13 protein-coding genes are annotated in these 17,662 nt (G+C 45.6%); 4 read left to right on the top strand and 9 right to left on the bottom strand.

Translation table 11 applies throughout. The features are described 5' to 3' along the window. Positions 1-148: 148 nt before the first annotated feature. Entirely contained in the window at positions 149-1,477 is a 1,329-nt protein-coding gene (ugpB, locus tag B9A32_RS12620) for a sn-glycerol-3-phosphate ABC transporter substrate-binding protein UgpB (protein WP_084069802.1), read from the bottom strand. Between the two features lie 477 nt (positions 1,478-1,954). On the opposite strand from ugpB, the gene B9A32_RS12615 reads away from it, so the two are divergent. Next, positions 1,955-3,052, top strand: coding sequence for an ABC transporter ATP-binding protein (locus B9A32_RS12615; protein ID WP_084069801.1), 1,098 nt, complete (start codon positions 1,955-1,957; stop codon positions 3,050-3,052). Between the two features lie 236 nt (positions 3,053-3,288). Here B9A32_RS12615 and B9A32_RS12610 read toward each other — a convergent pair whose 3' ends face one another. Further along, positions 3,289-4,188 carry an exopolyphosphatase gene (locus tag B9A32_RS12610; RefSeq protein ID WP_084069800.1) on the bottom strand — a complete coding sequence of 300 codons (900 nt, stop codon included), beginning with the start codon at positions 4,186-4,188 and terminating at the stop codon, positions 3,289-3,291. Between the two features lie 602 nt (positions 4,189-4,790). On the opposite strand from B9A32_RS12610, the gene B9A32_RS12600 reads away from it, so the two are divergent. Further along, positions 4,791-6,518, top strand: coding sequence for an aldehyde ferredoxin oxidoreductase family protein (locus B9A32_RS12600; RefSeq protein ID WP_084069798.1), 1,728 nt, complete (start codon positions 4,791-4,793; stop codon positions 6,516-6,518). Between the two features lie 232 nt (positions 6,519-6,750). On the opposite strand, the gene pylSc is transcribed toward B9A32_RS12600, so the two are convergent. The 4 genes from pylSc to B9A32_RS12575 form a co-directional block, all read right to left on the bottom strand. Beyond that, complete coding sequence (gene pylSc / locus B9A32_RS12595) at positions 6,751-7,599, bottom strand: pyrrolysine--tRNA(Pyl) ligase large subunit (RefSeq protein WP_212637923.1); 849 nt, start codon at positions 7,597-7,599, stop codon at positions 6,751-6,753. A 77-nt stretch (positions 7,600-7,676) separates the two neighbouring features. Next, positions 7,677-8,516, bottom strand: a complete 840-nt coding sequence (gene pylD, locus B9A32_RS12590; RefSeq protein ID WP_170923813.1) for a 3-methylornithyl-N6-L-lysine dehydrogenase PylD — start codon at positions 8,514-8,516, stop codon at positions 7,677-7,679. Between the two features lie 359 nt (positions 8,517-8,875). After that, positions 8,876-10,003: a 3-methylornithine--L-lysine ligase PylC gene (gene pylC / locus B9A32_RS12580; RefSeq protein WP_084069795.1), complete on the bottom strand. Its 1,128-nt coding sequence runs from the start codon at positions 10,001-10,003 to the stop codon at positions 8,876-8,878. Positions 10,004-10,110: 107 nt separating this feature from the next. Further along, entirely contained in the window at positions 10,111-11,325 is a 1,215-nt protein-coding gene (locus tag B9A32_RS12575) for an MFS transporter (protein WP_212637922.1), read from the bottom strand. Between the two features lie 318 nt (positions 11,326-11,643). On the opposite strand from B9A32_RS12575, the gene B9A32_RS12570 reads away from it, so the two are divergent. Both B9A32_RS12570 and B9A32_RS12565 read left to right on the top strand, forming a co-directional pair. After that, positions 11,644-12,147: a ferritin-like domain-containing protein gene (locus tag B9A32_RS12570; RefSeq protein WP_084069793.1), complete on the top strand. Its 504-nt coding sequence runs from the start codon at positions 11,644-11,646 to the stop codon at positions 12,145-12,147. 154 nt (positions 12,148-12,301) lie between these two features. After that, entirely contained in the window at positions 12,302-13,204 is a 903-nt protein-coding gene (locus B9A32_RS12565; RefSeq protein ID WP_084069873.1) for a DUF2156 domain-containing protein, read from the top strand. A 196-nt stretch (positions 13,205-13,400) separates the two neighbouring features. Here B9A32_RS12565 and B9A32_RS12560 read toward each other — a convergent pair whose 3' ends face one another. The 3 genes from B9A32_RS12560 to B9A32_RS12550 form a co-directional block, all read right to left on the bottom strand. Further along, the gene (locus B9A32_RS12560) at positions 13,401-14,648 is read right to left on the bottom strand and encodes a CinA family nicotinamide mononucleotide deamidase-related protein (RefSeq protein WP_084069792.1); all 1,248 of its coding nucleotides are present in this window, start codon (positions 14,646-14,648) and stop codon (positions 13,401-13,403) included. A 73-nt stretch (positions 14,649-14,721) separates the two neighbouring features. After that, a complete protein-coding gene (locus B9A32_RS12555) occupies positions 14,722-15,381 on the bottom strand; it encodes a DUF4126 domain-containing protein (protein ID WP_084069791.1) in 660 nt (219 codons plus the stop codon). A gap of 27 nt (positions 15,382-15,408) precedes the next feature. After that, positions 15,409-17,505, bottom strand: coding sequence for an AsmA family protein (locus tag B9A32_RS12550; RefSeq protein WP_170923812.1), 2,097 nt, complete (start codon positions 17,503-17,505; stop codon positions 15,409-15,411). Between the last annotated feature and the right edge of the window lie 157 nt (positions 17,506-17,662).

Below are 17,662 nucleotides of genomic sequence, written 5' to 3'. Positions count from 1 at the left end.
TGCACCATCTCCCATCTTACACTTTTCAAAAAACATACCCAATTTTCCAGAATTCCTTCATCAAAAAGTGCAGCCTGTTTTTAATAGTGTATGAAAGATGGCGCAAATTTTAAATTAATTTGGTAAAATTATTGTCGCAGTTAATTAATCATTTGTAGGTCTTCTCAAAAGTTCTCAACTGAATATTACTTCTGGCAACGGCATTATCCATGGCTTCCTGGGGGGTTTTATCGCCATTCCACACCTGTTCCAGCTCTTCATTTATAATGTTTCGGATCTGGACAAAATAACCCAAACGCAATCCCCGGGAAATTTCTGTGGGTACGGCACGATTTAATTGTTTAATACCCACTTCCTGGAGGGGATTTTCAGTATAATAGCCTTTGGATTTAAGGTCATCATAGGCATTTAAGGTAATTGGGAAGTAGCCGGTTTCTTTGTGCCAGTATTCCTGCATCTCATTACTGGCCAAAAATTTTAAAAATGTGGCAACCCCTTTATATTCTTTTTTGCTGTGCCCCTGGAGCACCCACAAAGAAGCCCCGCCAATGATGCTGTTCTGGGGAGTTTTCATCCATACCTCCACAGGAAGGGGAGCCGCATCCCAGGTAAAATCATTCACAGCTTTTTTCAACTTTGCAATGCCACTGATGGAATCAATGTAAAAGGCGGCATTCTGCGCAATGAATTCAGCCTTGGGACCTTGATATTTCTGACCGCCATACATAAAGCGTTTGTCGGAAATCCAGGTTTTTAAACGTCTGATGTGGTCCACCACTTTGGAGTTATTGATTTTCAATTCACAATCAAGCCCTTTGTACCCATTGGCCTTATCTGCAAACTCAAGATTATGAATGGCACTATAATTTTCAATTTGAGTCCAGGACTGCCAGGCAGTTACCATTCCTGCTGGTGCAATACCCTGATCCACCAATTTTTTGGTGATCTCCCCCAGTTGATCCCAGGTAATGGGCTCCGACTTTGACAAAGGGACAATGCCAGCTGTTTTTAACATATCCACATTGTAATACATAATAGGTGTAGAAGAATTAAAGGGCATGGACATCAATTTTCCATCGGCGTTCATGTAATAGGAAAGAACCGCCTGGAGATAATTGTCCCAGTCAATGTCAAACCCAGCTTTGGCCATGAGCTCATGCACCGGATAAATGGCTCCAGAAAGCATCATGGTTTGAGTACCCACCTCAAACACCTGGAGAAGGTGTGGTTGTTTTTTTGCCCTGAAAGCTGCCACACCGGCATTCATGGTTTCATCATAATTACCTTTATTGGTCCCCACCACCACATAGTCAGACTGGGAGGCATTAAATTTTTCAATCATGGTATCCACCACCTTGCCCCGGGCACTTCTCATGGCATGCCACCAATTAATGGTCACCGGTTTAGCAAAGGTAGATGCTGGGAATATCAAGCAGATGCCCACAATGGCCAGAATCAAACTTTTTCTCATTTCCATGTTTCCCCCTTTTTATTAAAACTATTTTATGCTTCAAAGCATTACCACAGAACGCGTCAATGGCAAAAAAGCACAACACCGACAACTTCCATGGACAGCCATGGTATTTTTGCGCCACCTATGACTATCCATAAATAGTATAAAACTTCTTAAAAAAAAACACCTCTTCATGATTTAATGCTTTAACCAATACCCGTCAAGATTATTATGAAAAATCCAAGAAAAGAGTTGCATAATTAATTGATTTATTGTTTTTTTATGCACATAGGGAAGCTATTAGGGAATCAGCAGTTTTCAATTTACCGTTTACCCGAAATTTCATCCATAAAACATATCAATTTTGGTATGGTTAAATGGTAAATCAATAAGATCTGAGTCCCTCATTAATCGAAATTTTGCTTTGAGAATAAAAAAACAAAAAATTTTACCTGATAAAGATCACAGCACCACCACCTAAACGTTAAACGGAAAACTTTAATGACAGAACTTAAACTTGATCAAGTTGTAAAAAAATATGGAAAAACAGAGGTGGTACATGGCATCAATCTGGATATAAAAGACAAGGAATTTCTGGTTCTGGTGGGTCCTTCTGGATGCGGAAAGTCAACACTTCTACGCATGGTGGCAGGCCTTGAAGTTATTTCAGAAGGAACCATTTCCATTGGTGGAAAGGTGGTTAATGACCTGGCTCCCAAAGACCGCGGCCTTGCCATGGTATTCCAGAACTATGCCCTGTATCCCCACATGAATGTATTTAACAATATGTCCTTTGGTCTAAAATTGAACAAAACACCCAAAACCGAAATCCAGGAAAGAGTCCAGGAAGTGGCTCAAATATTAGGCCTTGAAAATCTGCTGGACCGAAAACCCCATGAATTATCAGGAGGCCAGAGGCAACGGGTGGCCATGGGCCGGGCCATGGTACGCAAACCATCGGTTTTTCTATTTGACGAGCCCCTTTCCAATCTGGATGCCAAGCTGCGCATTCAAATGCGGGCGGAAATCAAGCGCCTCCACCATAGAGTAAACGCCACCATTATCTATGTAACCCATGACCAGGTGGAGGCCATGACACTGGCTGACCGCATTGTGGTTTTAAGGGATGGTTACATTGAACAAGTGGGAACTCCCATGGAGCTTTTCTCCCAACCGGCCAACACATTTGTGGCAGGATTCATTGGAACCCCTCCCATGAATCTTTTACCCTGTAAAGCTGCAAAAAAAGAAAACGATTTTGTGCTGCTCTTTGAAAAGGGGCTTGAGATCCCGGTCCCCCCAAGGGAGGGAGGAAACATAACGGATGGCCAGAATCTTGTCATGGGAATTCGAACTGAAGAAATTCATCCCACCGAGGGAACGACGCTGGCTCCGGGGGAGGCCCGGTTCCAGGGGACCGTGGATGTAGTGGAGCCGCTGGGCAATGAAACCCACATCCATGTGGATTTAAAAGGTGTGAAATTCATTGCCCGGTGTGAAAGCCGCCTGGTGGTTAACCACCAGGACACCATTGAGATTACCATGAATCTTAACCAGATGCATATTTTTGATGCCAAGTCCACCCGGGTGGTCTATTAATTTCCAGTACCATCAGCACCACAGTGGACTTTGGCTTCAAACCTTTATACCAACTGATTTCTTAGGGAATGAGCTGATTTAAACTTACCGTATGCTCAAGATAATCTCAAAAAAACAGCTGCATGGAATTATAAACGATAAATCAACAACTCTCGACTTTTTTATGGCTGAATCACTATTAATTGTTGGTAAAACACTCTGTAATTTCATGCAAGACACAAGGTGTCTCTACAGGGTTAAGTCAAGGGGACATTGGTTTCCAGGATGGTGAGGATTTCACGGATATTGCCAGGCGCAAAATCACTTTTCATACTGCAGCCACCGGCGCCAGCATGCCCCCCACCACCATATCGTGAAAGCAAGTGCCCGATATTCACCTTTAGCCCTTTTTTGAAGATGCTCTGCCCTATGCTGACAATGGTGGTATCCCGATCCTGCTCATGGTATCGTATTTTAACGCTGGCCATGATATCTGGATAAATACAATAAACAGAAAAACGATTTCCCGAAGGAACAATGTCAAGCTCCCGGAAATCCGTCACAGAGACATCCCCCTTCACAACAGTGTGGGCTTTTAAAATATCCACATAGGTCCGATTCTCTTGCACCACCTGTTCACATCTGACTTTTACCTGCGGGTCTTCCATCACAAATTCAATGGGATGATTTCTAAGCAATTGAACCAGATGATCCCAATATGAAGCATCTGCTCCATTTCGATTTTTGATGGTCATGGAAAGCAAAAGATAAGGGTATTTTTCAGGATAAAGCACATGGTCCTTTTCCAGCAGGGCTGCATCAATGATGTCCGTCCACCTCACAAGTTCATCAAAATCCTTATCCAGCTTTCCTTTTTTTTTATAATACTCATGGACCAGACCGGCGGCAGAAGGGGCAATTCGAAAAAGGCCATGGGGCATCTTTTCCATGGAATTGGACACATGGTGATCAAACCACAGGGAGCAGCGGGGATCATAGGGTAAATTAGCCAAAACATCTCCAGACCGAATCTCAATGGAACTATTTTGTATTTGACTGGGTTCCACCCATTTTATGGGTTCATTTATTTTTTCTGCCTCACAAAGAAAAACAGCACATACCACCCCGTCAAAATCGGGCCGGGTTACAATTCTCATGGATTTAAAATCCCTTCATTTTTTGACATCTTTCATGCAACTTCAACAGTAGTTTACACTTTTCGATCAAATTTTTTTGGGGAATGGGTATCTCTTTCTAAAAAGTGTAAACTGAAAAATGAAACATGCCCATTTTTTATGGTTTACTTCCAACGGAAGTAAGGTCAGAACGATGTAATTTCAAGTGTTAATTTAACACAGTTTTACCCGTTGAACAACTTCATCCTTTTCCTCCTTTTGCTTTAACCCAAAGGAACAACCAAAATAAACGAAAAAACAGTATTAATTTTATTTAAATTCAGAAACAATTCTTCCTCAATTTTAGTTGAATTTCATTTATATTTTTACACTCATGGGCTTTACAGATCTGCCTTTCTCGCCTATAATGCAAAATATTTGTGCGTTGTGGTTTTTAACGGTTTGATTTTTCAAAAGTCAACCCATTTCTTGCAAGAAAAATATTTTTTTCAAACCCGCTACTTCATCAACCCGAAAAATATTAATGTAATTGTCGTGTATACACACATTACCAATGCAACTGCCCGTTTGCACCCTCTCTGTTTAAATCAGGTGTGCCCGGCATGGGACAAAAAGGAGTTAAAATGAGTAAAATTCTTAGAATAAACACAGAAAAGCTTACCTTTAATTTTGAAGACATTCCAGCAGAACTGGCGGGCCTGGGGGGCAGAGCCCTGACCTCCAAAATGGTACTCAATGAAGTACCTGCCACCTGTCATCCCCTGGGGGCTGCCAACAAGCTGATCATGGCCCCGGGCATTCTTTCAGGCTCACCCGCCGCCAACTCCGGCAGATTGTCCGTGGGCGCCAAATCCCCCCTCACCGGCGGAATTAAAGAAAGTAACTCCGGTGGATTTGTTTCCCAGAAGCTGGCCCGACTGGGAATTGCAGCTGTGGTACTGGAAGGCAAACCCGCAGGAGATGCCTACAGCATGATCGTCATTAAAAAAGACTCTGTGGAAATTCTACCGGCTGATGAATATGTGGGTATGGGCAATTACGAAGCCATTGAAAAACTATGGACCACCTATGGTGCCAAAACCGGCGTCATGTGTATTGGCCAGGCAGGAGAACAACGTCTCAAAGCCGCCAGCATCCAGCAGGCAGATCTCAAGGGAACCCCGGGACGTGCCGTGGGCCGTGGTGGGCTGGGCGCAGTAATGGGGTCTAAAAAAATAAAGGCCATTGTGGTGGATGATAAAGGATGCGATCGACTCACCATGGCAGACCCGGACGCCTTCAAAGCTGCCAATAAAAAATGGGTAAAAATGCTTAACGACCACCCGGTCACCGGCCAGGGCCTGCCTGGATTGGGAACAGCCGTACTGGTCAATGTTATCAATGAATCCGGTTCTTTGCCCACCAAAAATTTTAGAGATGGACGATTTGAGCACGCCCAGGATATCAGCGGCGAAAAAATGGTGGAAAACATAGAAGCAAGGGGCGGTATTGTTGCTGAAGGCTGCCACCCGGGCTGTGTTATCAAATGTTCCCAGGTGTACAACAGTGCAGATGGAAAGCAGTTAACCGCCGGATTTGAATATGAAACCCTCTGGGCCTTTGGTGCCCACACCACCATAAAGGATATAGATGACATTGCCATGATGGATCGCCTGTGTGATGATTATGGGTTAGATACCATAGACACCGGCGTGGCCATCGGTATTGCCATGGAAGGCGGACTTCTGGAATGGGGTGACGGCAAGGCTGCCATTGAGCTGATAAAAGAAGTTGCCAAGGGCACAGGCAACGGCAAAATTCTGGGCAATGGCGCAGCATTTGTGGGTGACGCCCTGGGCGTGGATAGACTTCCCGTGGTCAAACGGCAGGCATTTCCCGCCTATGATCCCCGGGCCGTCAAGGGTGTCGGGGTCACCTACGCCACCACCCCCATGGGCGCAGATCACACCGCAGGTTATGGTGTAACCGCCAATATCCTCAAGGTGGGGGGCGACATTGATCCCCTGAAAAAAGAAGGAAACATTGAGCTGTCACAAAATCTACAGATTGCCACCGCAGCCATTGATGCCGCAGGGTTATGTTTATTTGTAGCCTTTGCAGTTCTGGACAATGAAGACGGGGTTCAGACCATTGTGGATTTGATCAATGCCCAATACGGATTGAGCCTGACCCCCGATGATGTGGTGAGTCTTGGCAAATCCATCCTCAATGATGAAAAAGAGTTCAATAAACGGGCCGGCTTTACCAAGGCAGATGACCAGCTCCCAGATATGTTTGATGAGAAACTACCCCCACACAATGTGGACTGGGGTTTTTCCACAGATGAGCTCCAGGAAACCCTCAATTTCTGAAACTTTGGCATATTAGCCATATTTTAATCTAAAAAAATCGGGGATAAAAGGCAGCTTCTGTCTTTTGTCCCTACCCTTTTAAACACCCATTTTGACCTGCAATCCTAAAACAATGGGCCTCTTTCATACAGCTTCAAAAGTAGTTTACACTTTTTGATCAAGTTTTCCCGGAAAATGGGGATCTCTTTCTAAAAAGTGCAAACTGGAAAATGAAGCATGGCAAAAATGCACCTTACAAGTTCAATCGAATGCCATTTATCCAGGAAACACTTTTACCCCATTTGCCAATGCTTTGGGAATCCTGGGCCACCATGACCAGACGTTCCAGACCAAAACCAAGCCCCACCCAGGAGTCGGTGATTCGCCATGCAGCATCCAGTGGATGTGGTCCCATGGCACCCGAGGCCACTTCAATGCCGTCACTGCCTGCCACCACATCCAGGGTTTCTCCATACACCACGGATTCTTCGGTTTCAAATTCATACTCCTTCAAACCTGCGGCATCGGCCACGACCTTGGCCAACTGCTTTAAACGTTTTTGCCGCTGATCCATGGGAACCCCCATTTCCACCAGATTGAGCATGGTAAATTCGCTGTTATGCCTGGCACCGTCGGATTCTTTTCTAAAACAGGAGCCAATCTCAAAAAATCGGATGGGTCGAGCCTTCAAGCGCCCCAGGCTCACCATATATTGATATAAATTAGGGGCCAGCATGGGACGCAGACAATGCTTATCATCCAGCCAATAGACCTGCTTTGAAAGGGGATGATCCCTGTCCACGGTCATTCTGTCAAGGGCCTCCCGGGAAATAATCACAGGGGTGGTTACCCGGGAAAATCCCAGTTCATTAAGAACTGCGGTGAGGCGTTCTTCCAGCTCAATCAAGCGTGGTTTCAAATCAACGGTGAGAAATTGTCTTAACTTTTGCTGCTGTTGCTTCACCAAACGCTTTTCAATGCGCTGGAAACATTGATTTCTCTCTTCCATGGCGGCACAGGGACAAATTAAATCGTTTTCCCCTGCCTCCAGCTCTTTGAGTCGGGACAGCTGGGTATCTGTCCATGTTACTATCTCATTCAAATTAGAATCCTTATTCTGGGCCCGCCTAAACGGGGGATCCCCCCCAAAGACAGGGCCGGACTGTTTTAAAAACCAAACTACAGCATTGACACAGCCATGGTGGCAACACCGATCTCCAGTTTATCATGAATCAAACGACTGGAAATCCTCTCACACCCGTTTTTTGAAACCCCCAGAGGAACCCCCGGGGCAGCTACATAAGTATTGTCAAAAAGAGCATTTCCAGGAATGGAATTCTCCACAGGGGTGGCCTCAACAACATACCTTACCCGGTGAAGCAAAACTTCCAGGGTTTGATCTGCCATACTCACCCTACCCGGGCCAATTGCGGCATCGTTACACAACGTATTTTTCAAATCCAGAGCAGTACCGGGATCAACATCGTACAATACCACATGGGCACCGGTATGTTTCAACCATGTGGCGGCTCCGGTTCCCACGGGGCCACATCCCACCACCACCACGGATTGCTCTTTTAAGCCCCCTGCCATGAGATCCAGAGCAGCCGCATACCCTCTGCCCGTGGACTCAGAATTATCTGCCACCTGTTGAAGTGTAAGGTTTAAACCCACAAAACGGTTATCATCGGACATCATGATACCATGGGCCTTGTTTTCAAAGGCTTCTGCCACCCCTGCGGTGTCCGTTGCTGTGGTTACAGACACTTGAAACCCAAGGTAATTCATGATAGCCGCCACAGTATCGGAAAATGTGGTTATAATACCCTGACCCGCCGTGACAGGAACCACACTGACTGCAAAATCATCAATTAGTTTAAGAATTTCAGCTTTTTTCCGACCACAAGCATGGCAGGCAATTCCCAAAAGAGAATGCCCTGTTTTTTCAATCAATTCTCTGTTGTAATTATCTAAATTTTTAACAATAGTATTAATATCACACGTTTTTAAACGAGTCATGGTCTTCAGCTCCATGGGGAAACAGCAAATTTGAGGTGATTTTGCAAAATGCCTGATAATATTTTATGGTTACAAATTTCAACATTGAGCACACCACCAATGCACCCCTCCACATCATAATATTGGCTTTAATCCCAATTTACACACATAAATTGTGGTTAAAAAACGAACTCAAAACTTTTTACAAGCTTAGCAAATTTTTATTTTGTTCTATATTTTTTCAGAGTCATAAGTTATCAGAACTGCCCGCAATCATCATGCTGGCTCCAATGATTTTTTTAAAAAAAATCCAATAACATCAATTAGTTACGCAAAACCTTAATAAGCAATAATGAAAATATATGACTAACAAGTCATATTTAAAACAAATCAATATGTTCAGCTATGGATTTTAAAACGCCTTTTCTTTTCTTTTCAAGTTCTTGTTCAGAGGAAGCTTTTATAATCAATGTGGCCACAAATTCCCTGCGTCCCTGCTGATAATTGGTGATTACTTCATCGGCTCCAAATAAATTCCGTATCAATTTCAGCGGTTCAGAGATGCTCATGATATGTTCTCCCTGGAACAACAAGCCTTGGTTGGATACAGCAACATGCTCATAACTCACCCAGGCAGGGCGTTGGCATATATGAGGTGGGTTAAGGAGTTTATGAACAAAAATATCCCCCAACAGAGCAACCATGTTGATACCGGTGGAATGGAAAACCGCCGTGGGCGTCTGACTGGGCAGCCGGGCATCAATTTCCAGAACCTTCAGGCATCCTTTATGCTGAATAACCTCCACGTCCATAATGCCTTCTAAATCAATTGCCCGGGCAAGCTCCAAAGAAACGTTCACAAGCTCATCATCGACCTCTTGAAAAAGGGGCACGGGTGCTGTAACGCGGCAGCAATCATGGATATCATCCATGAATAATTGTGTACTCTGCAAAGCAATATAGTTTCCAGACATTCCCATAACTTCCATGGAATAGGATGGTCCCTCTACATACTCCTGCAGGACATCTGGCCGCTTCCCAAATTTTTCCAAAAATTGCTCATACTGCTTCGGGGTATAAAATAAAGTAACACCTTGACTGCCGCTGTCATTGTCTGGTTTTCCAACAGCAGGAAATCCGCACCGGGGCCATGGTAAGGGCGCAGGGATATTTTTTTTCTTGAAAAGAGCGTCCGATGTTACTTTAGAAGATGAAATGGCATAAGCTCTGGCATCAAAAGCCAAGGGTATCTCATATTTTTGGGAAAAACAGACCAAAGCATTAAGAGCGGACTGGTTTTCCAAAGCAGGCAAAATAAAATCTGCTCCCCTCACAGCATCGAGTAATGCGGCCTCATTGTGAACATCAAGGTGAAAAAAATGGTCACAAAGGCCTGATGCCGGAACCAAGGCACGTTTATCCATCACAAGTGTGGTCCAACCTGCCTTTGATGCCAAATATGTGGCTTCAACCCCCTGAAGATTCCCCCCTGCAATGGCAACTATCATAACCCCCCTCCCAAATTACTCCTCATCAAATGATGATATATCTAAAAAATCACCGTTGAGTTTACCGACAGCGATTGTTCACAGATGAAAATCAAAAACCCCAAGAATCATATCTGAACATCTTTTATTAAATGGGGTATTTCCCCTTTTTCTTTCTGCTCCCGAACCAACATCAAGGCTGACCATCCTCCGGCAAGCAATACAAGTGCACCGCTGATATATAAGGTGTATGGCACTCCAGAAATGTCCGCCTGCCACCCGATCACAGGACCGACAAATACAAAAGAAAGACGGATGGCAAGGCTTCTGACAGAAAGTACGGTGGCTCTGATCTCTGACGGCGTTATTTCATTGATATAATTTCTCAATACAGGGGTGGCAATGCCCCGGAAAACATAAAAAAAACAAAGCGCCAAAACCCCCCAGGCGGTGTGACAAAGACCAAGCCCTATATACCCACACCCAATGGAAGCAGCAATAAAAAAAACCGTCCACGTCATTCCCATTTTTTTTTCCAAACGATGGGCATGCATGGCAGTAATTCCGGTGGTCATGTTCAAAATAGGTATAATAACACCATATAAAGCAAGGGGAATAGAAATAAACACAAGGTAGGGCTGAACAAACCATGCCATGGTTAAAGTTGCCGTGCCCATAACAGATGAAAAAATAATATTCCATTTGAGAGCTCTATTTTGAACCAGTGCATAATTAATAATAGAAAAAATATGCCCCACTGCCCTTTGTTGAGATTTTTTTATTTTATGGGGTTCAAACAGATACAACGCCGCAGGAATGGCAGAAAAAGCAACCAAGGTCTGGCAATAAAAAGTAGTTCGAAGGGAAACGGCTGCAAGAAGCACCCCAATGGGGGCTGCAATGGCTTCGGCAAAATTTCCCAGAGAAATGAGTCTTCCCTCAATTTTTAAATACTGCTTTTCTTTGTCTGCCCACAACAGGGTGTCATACAAAATAGCAGAATCAGATCCTGAAATAAAGCTTTGCCCCACCCCAAGCACAATTTCACACAGCAGAAAGCCCCAAAAACCAGAGGAGAAGCTATAAAGCAAAAAGCCCAAAAATCCCAGGCAACTCCCCAGAATCAAGGATTTTTTACGGCCCCACATGTCTCCAAAATATCCCGATGGCACCTCCATGATGACAATGGAAGCAGAGTATACTGCCTTAAGGACAAACAGATCCTGGGTAGCCAAACCGTTTTCCCGGTAAAAAAGAAAAACAATGGGCATGGTGAGCATGAGCCATTTGGATATTTTTATAATATAAAGCCTTAATATATTAGACTTTACTTGCTTCATCATAGACATATGATGTTCATTTTTCCTTCCACTGGATATATTTATATATATGGCATTGTTGGAACAATATAAAATAGCATGGATATCAATGGAAAAACTTGAAGTCAAACTAAAAACATAATTCCCATGCATAAAGCCCTAAAACCATGGAGAGCAACCAATCCTTGGATTGCACTTTTCCCATTAATGGGATATGTAACTTATTAAAGTAGACTCAAAATCAAAGCCACAAGAATTTGATTTACAAGTTCCATTTATCCCCCGACCTTTAAAGATAGCTTAAAAAGACCCATAAAAAAACATACAATTTAGGAGGCTGCCATGACAGAGAGTAACACCTTAAACATCTTAAAAAAAGCCATAATTCTGGAACAACGCGGCCACGCCTTTTATAAAAAAGTGGCAGAACAAGCTGAAAATAAAGAAGTAAAATATTTTTTTGAATCCATGGCCCAGGAAGAAATTCTGCATTTAAAGGTATTGTCAGCCCAGTTCAAGGCCTTTAACAAAGGGGGCACTTTTGACCCGGGAACCTTTGAAGCTGCACAAAGCAGCGCGCTTCCCCAAAAAGTGCTGAATCCAGAAACCATGAAACAAATTGCATCGGCAGGTTTTGAAGCCTCTGCCATCTCAGCTGCCATCGCCATGGAACAAAGGGCTGTGAACATTTATGCAGACCAAGCGGATGCCACCAATGATCCTGAAGAAAAAAAACTGTATAACTGGTTGTCCACATGGGAACGAGAGCATCTAAATATGCTCATGGAAATGGATCAAGCATTGATGGATCAGGTATGGGGCGATAACAACTTCTGGCCCATGTAATCATACGGTCCGCCCATAGCGGTTTACATGAAATACTCCACCATTTAAGGGTGTGTTCCAAGCTGAGTTGTGGGCAGAACCGGATCAGAATGAGGTCTGCTTGCGGCAGTTACAAAAAGCCCTTGCCCAGATTTTTCAGGACGGAGTATATCCAATGATACCAGATTATCCAGACAGTGTTGAAATTTCCATTGATCATAGAGAAGTGCTGCACCCCATGTTCCAAAAACTTGAACAGGGTATTTCAGAATTCACCTTTGCCAATATTTATCTTTTTCGCCAGCAGCACAACTATCGCCTCACCAGGGTGGATCAAAAACATCTGGTAATTCTGGGAGATGACAATGGTGCTTCCTTTTTCATGTGCCCCTTTGGCTTACCCTCCCAGGCAGCCGTCAATAACTTGTTTGACACCCATGTTACCTTGAAATGTGCCACCAGACTCCAGGCAAATCACTTTGAAGAAAGAGGATTTATCGTCACCCGGGATCGGGACAACTTTGATTATCTCTATTCCCGGAAGAGCCTTGCTGAACTTTCCGGTAGAAAATACCACAAAAAACGAAATCTCATAAAAGCATTTGTTAATAATTACGCCTATGAAGGCCGGCCGCTTCTGGATGAACATATTCCCCAGGCTGTGAGTGTACTGGATGAATGGCAAAAAAACCGCCGGGACCACGGAGATTATCTCGCGGCCCGGGAAGCCCTTGAAAAATGTGATCCACTACAGTTATGCGGCGGCATCTACTATGTGGACAATCGTCCCGTGGCTTACACCCTGGGTGAAGAGCTTGCCCGTGGCACCAGCTTTGTGATTCATTTTGAAAAGGCCCTGAACCAATACAAAGGTATTTATCAATTTGTCAATCAGGCCTTTGCAGCCATCATCACAGACCACTATGAAACCATCAACAGGGAACAGGATCTGGGAAACCCGGGACTCAGGCAGGCCAAAATGAGCTATAAACCCAGTGGATTTGTGGAAAAATTTAAAATCACCCGGCCCGGGAATATGGTTGCTATCTCCCCGGAGTATGAAAACATGGGGGAATAACTGCCACGGGCAGATCTTATTCTGACCTCGGTCTGCCCGCAACAAAGCTTGAAATATTCCCCGGGTTTGCGGAGTATTTCATATAACCGCCACGGGCGGACCGTATTCTGATCCGGCTCTGCCCACAACAAAGATAGAAATTCTCCACATATTTACGGAGTATTTCATATAAAAAAATCAGCAATGACCGTCATTTTCAACAAAGTTCACGGCGCAATCGTTCCAAAGCCATGGCCGCAAACATTTTTTTATTCATCCCCCTGTCCCCATAGGAAAAATTATAGGTAAAGGCCTTTGCCGTGTCCGGCCCTGCCACACCAATGCATACCATTCCCACGGGGCGGGATTCGGAACCGCCCCCCGGACCGGCAACACCTGAGGTGGAAACCCCCCAGTCAGCCCCAGATCTTTCTCTCACCCCCAGTGCCATCTCCAGGGCAGTTTGTTCATGCACGGCCCCATGGAACGCCAGGGTTTCTTTTTTTACCCCCAGCACCGCCATCTTGGCGTCATTGGCATAGGTAACGGCGGAGAGAAGAAAATAGTCCGAACTTCCGGCAACATCAGTGAGTTGACTGGCAATGAGCCCACCGGTACAGCTTTCCGCCACGGCAAGGGTCTGCCCCTTTTGTTTTAAAAGCTCCCCCACCCGGGCTTCCAGGGAAATTCCTGCTGTGGAAATCACATATCTTCCCAGCTGTTCCAGCACCCATGCCTTGGCCGCTGCCATGTCATCAGAAGTCACCCGGCCCGCATCCCCGGCAAAGGGATCACTGCCGAACTTCACCTGGATAAAGGGAAAGGACGCCCTGAACCCCAGCCGCATACCGGGGAAATGTGCGTAAAAGTCCCTGAGCTTGTGGCCGGTCTTGGATTCAGGAAGTCCAAACAATGTCAGGCGACACAATGTTGCTTTTTGCCGGGACGGGTAGCGTGCATCAAGCTCCGGAAGGATGTGACGGTTAAACATGGCCTTCATCTCCCGGGGTACACCGGGCATGAAATAAAAACGTGCCTGGCCGTGCTCCAGGCAAAACCCCGGGGCTGTGCCGCACACATTGTCCATCATCACAGCCTTTGAAGGCAGCATGGCCTGTTTTTCATTGCCCTTGGTCATATCCCAACCCTTAAGGGCAAAATAATCAGCCATGGACTCAAAAGCCCCTTTATTGAGAATCAGGTCATCCCCTGTGGCCACGGCCGCAGCCTGGGCCGACAGGTCATCACCGGTGGGGCCAAGTCCCCCTGTCACCAGCACCATGTCACAACGGGAGGAGGTTTCTGCCATGACAGAACTGATGGTGGCGATGTCATCTCCAACGCAGCTTACCCGGGTGACATCAACCCCGCACTCCCGCAGACGCCGGGCAAGCCAGCTGGCATTGGAATCATCAATTTCTCCCCAAAGTACTTCATCACCTGTGGATAATATTTCAGCTTTCATTAAAATAACCTTTCAATTTTTTACCTTGGAAATACACGCCCCATCCGGCCGGGCATGCAAAACACCGGGTAGATTACTTATATTGTGAATCATTGGAATCAACTTTGGGCACAGAAGATGAATTTGATTCAGTGCCAAACCAGCGCCCCACAACAGTCGCCAGCTTTTTAATGCCCCGCCACAATTTTGGCATTAGCCAGATAAGAATCAATACAAACATCACCAGCAATACAATAAATAGCCCGGGGTGGGTCAGGGAAGTCCAAATTCCTCCCACCACCACCACATCTTCCAGAATGGAGGCGATCCAGTTGGAAAAAGGTTCAGGAGAAGCGTTGATCAATACCCGGGACCCGGCCTTGGCAGCATGGGAACCCGCAGCAAGTCCACCCCCCAAAAGGGCCGCTGCAACGGCAACCCCGGGATCTACATCCCCCACGGCACCGGCGGCCAGCATCACCCCTGCCGGAATACGGACAAAGGTATGAATCGTGTCCCACCCGGTATCCACCCCCGGCGTTTTATCTGCAATGAATTCAATAAAATACATAATCCCTGCGGCACCCAGAACCATGGGGTCCATGAGGATATGAAGGCTTTCAGGTAATACAATATTCCCCGTTGTTCCCATGATTCCCAACACCAGAAGGGTGGCATAAAGGTTAATACCACTGGCCCAGGCAGCCCCCATGGTCATGGATAAGGTTTTAACAAGTTCATCATAATGTTCCATAATCACCTCTTTCCGGGGTTAAACAGCTCATTGACCAAAGGAAAAATTTTTCAACAAATCCTTGGCTTTGTCCTCGATATTTTTCAATTGCTCTTTGGAATCTCCCTTGTTCTCAATGAGGGACTTCACCTCTTTTTTAATCTCTTTAACCTGGGGAATGGATGTTTTCACAAGGGCTTCCATGTCCGGTCTAAACTCAGGCTTATCGAAAGTCCCAGTCACAAGAACCGGCACTGTTAATCCGGAACGCTCTTTGGTATCCCCCTGACCCTTGAGGGTGGCAACAAATTTGGGCTGTACTTTTAAATCAAGGGTTTCTTGAACCAAATCGGCACGACCCAGCACCAGTAGCCGAATCAAAGGAGACATCATGGTTATCCCCGGGGTGTGAAACAGCCCCTGGGTGAGGATGAAGGGGGCCTTGAGTTCTGCAAAATCCGTTCGTGGTTTTGTGGCTGTTTTTTCCCCCAGACCCAAATTAGCTTTAACATTTCTCACCATGCCTGCCAGATCCACCCCCACAATGGCCCCATCCGTGAAAACAAGGGTTCCCTTGCCATTGAGATTTTGTTTTATTACATCTGGATCATCACCTGTAAAGGTCAAATTCACATGGGCATTCAATGCCCCTTCAAGAAAATCTTTCCGGCTAAGGGCCTGGATAACGGGTCCCACCCGGACCTTGTCTGTTTTCAATTTTAACGACCCTTTGGGGGTATTTTTCTGAACATTGACAATGGCAGCAGAGGCCATCTGCCCCCCATAAAGATCCATTGTAAAGGGATCCAGGTTAAAAATCCCCTTGTCAGCATCAATGCCCATCTCCACGTTACGAAGTACCATTTCCTTTACTTTCAGGTTTTTCACAGCGGCACGGCCGTTTAAGACAAGTTTGCGCAACGGGGTGTAGTCCATTTTCCTTTGTGGGGAAATTCCAACGGTTTTTAATTTTTCCCCACTGCCGGAAGCGGCCCCGGGACTTTCTTTATCGCTGCTCTCTTTTACCAATGGCGCTGTGGCGGTTTTGGAAGGAGGTAAGTATTGATCCAGATCAAGTTCATCAATGGTGATATCAAACCTGATATCCGGTTTTGAAAAGGCTTTAATACCCCCTGAAAAAGCCATGGTGGATTCATCCAGGACCAGGATCCCATTGACAATGGAAAGAGCCGATAAATCACCGGACAGATCCGCCTTAACTGAGAAACGGTTAAAACTGTTTCCATGGGAGGACGGCAAAAGATCTGATTTTCCCAGCCGCGTTACAAGGGACCGGGGGGAAAAATTTGCCAGATCAAGGGCCAGTTCAAACCGGGGGGCAGCGGTGACATCCACAATTGTCCCTTTCACAGCCAGGGTAATATCTTCCAATAATTTCACAGTTACATCCAGGGGAAGACTCCCTTTTCCCGGAGGATTTCCCACAGGTCCCACCTGTCCGCTGAGGGAAACAGGTTCATTGTCCACCCGGGCGGAAAAATCCACAGCCACCGGTGCATCAAGGGAAATGTCTGTTAATTGCAAATCAATGTCTGACACCACATTGGAAGTTTGCCGTGCCCTGTCATGCCACTCCACAACCCCATTGATAACGGCAAATCGTTCCACGGCCAGGGCGTTCACCGGAAGGGCTGTGGGAATGCCACTGTCTTGCTTTGCAATTGTTTCCGGGGAAGACGGCTTTTTTGTTTTTCCGGCATTGCCGTCATGGGTCGGGGGTGATCCCATGTTTTCCCAGTTACCAATGCCGTTTGTTCTTTTTATTAACACCACCCGGGGCCCATCCAACACAAACTCCTTTACCTGGATATCCCGGGATAACAACGGGAGCAGCTTTACCTTGACATCAAAGGAGCCCACCGTCAAAAAGGGTTTTTCTTTATCAAACCCTTCCGGATTGCCCAGTGTCAAATCAGACAAAGAGATTCCCACCCAGGGAAACAAGGACAATTCAACATCCCCCCCCATGAGAAATGGCCGGCCTGTGGCATGGCTGACCATCTGCTCCATGCGGGGTTTGTATTTCTGAACATCCACCAGCCGGGGAACCAGAAAAACAGCTGCCACCGACAAAATAATAGTGAAACCCAGGATCACCGACATCCACTTAAATATTTTTACCATGGAACACCTCCTAAGATAGATACTCATTGGGTCAGAATTTCTCATTATAGTAAAGCTCCAGACCATGAGCTTATTATCATGGCTGCATAAAACGGTGTCAAGAAAAAGCAAGGGGATGCGCCCATGCCAATGAATCTTAACTTGAAAAGAACACCAT

This window comes from Desulfocicer vacuolatum DSM 3385, assembly GCF_900176365.1.
Classification (GTDB): domain Bacteria; phylum Desulfobacterota; class Desulfobacteria; order Desulfobacterales; family Desulfobacteraceae; genus Desulfocicer; species Desulfocicer vacuolatum.
Note: the sequence above shows the minus strand (reverse complement) of the source record. Positions and strands in the feature narration are given on the sequence as shown.

Bases quoted from the DNA above. Each gene is read 5' to 3' on its own strand.
- ugpB (WP_084069802.1), bottom strand. From the start codon at position 1,477: ATGGAAATGAGAAAAAGTTTGATTCTGGCCATTGTGGGCATCTGCTTG.
- B9A32_RS12615 (WP_084069801.1), top strand. From the start codon at position 1,955: ATGACAGAACTTAAACTTGATCAAGTTGTAAAAAAATATGGAAAAACA.
- B9A32_RS12610 (WP_084069800.1), bottom strand. From the start codon at position 4,188: ATGAGAATTGTAACCCGGCCCGATTTTGACGGGGTGGTATGTGCTGTT.
- B9A32_RS12600 (WP_084069798.1), top strand. From the start codon at position 4,791: ATGAGTAAAATTCTTAGAATAAACACAGAAAAGCTTACCTTTAATTTT.
- pylD (WP_170923813.1), bottom strand. From the start codon at position 8,516: ATGACTCGTTTAAAAACGTGTGATATTAATACTATTGTTAAAAATTTA.
- pylC (WP_084069795.1), bottom strand. From the start codon at position 10,003: ATGATAGTTGCCATTGCAGGGGGGAATCTTCAGGGGGTTGAAGCCACA.
- B9A32_RS12575 (WP_212637922.1), bottom strand. From the start codon at position 11,325: ATGATGAAGCAAGTAAAGTCTAATATATTAAGGCTTTATATTATAAAA.
- B9A32_RS12570 (WP_084069793.1), top strand. From the start codon at position 11,644: ATGACAGAGAGTAACACCTTAAACATCTTAAAAAAAGCCATAATTCTG.
- B9A32_RS12565 (WP_084069873.1), top strand. From the start codon at position 12,302: ATGATACCAGATTATCCAGACAGTGTTGAAATTTCCATTGATCATAGA.
- B9A32_RS12560 (WP_084069792.1), bottom strand. From the start codon at position 14,648: ATGAAAGCTGAAATATTATCCACAGGTGATGAAGTACTTTGGGGAGAA.
- B9A32_RS12555 (WP_084069791.1), bottom strand. From the start codon at position 15,381: ATGGAACATTATGATGAACTTGTTAAAACCTTATCCATGACCATGGGG.
- B9A32_RS12550 (WP_170923812.1), bottom strand. From the start codon at position 17,505: ATGGTAAAAATATTTAAGTGGATGTCGGTGATCCTGGGTTTCACTATT.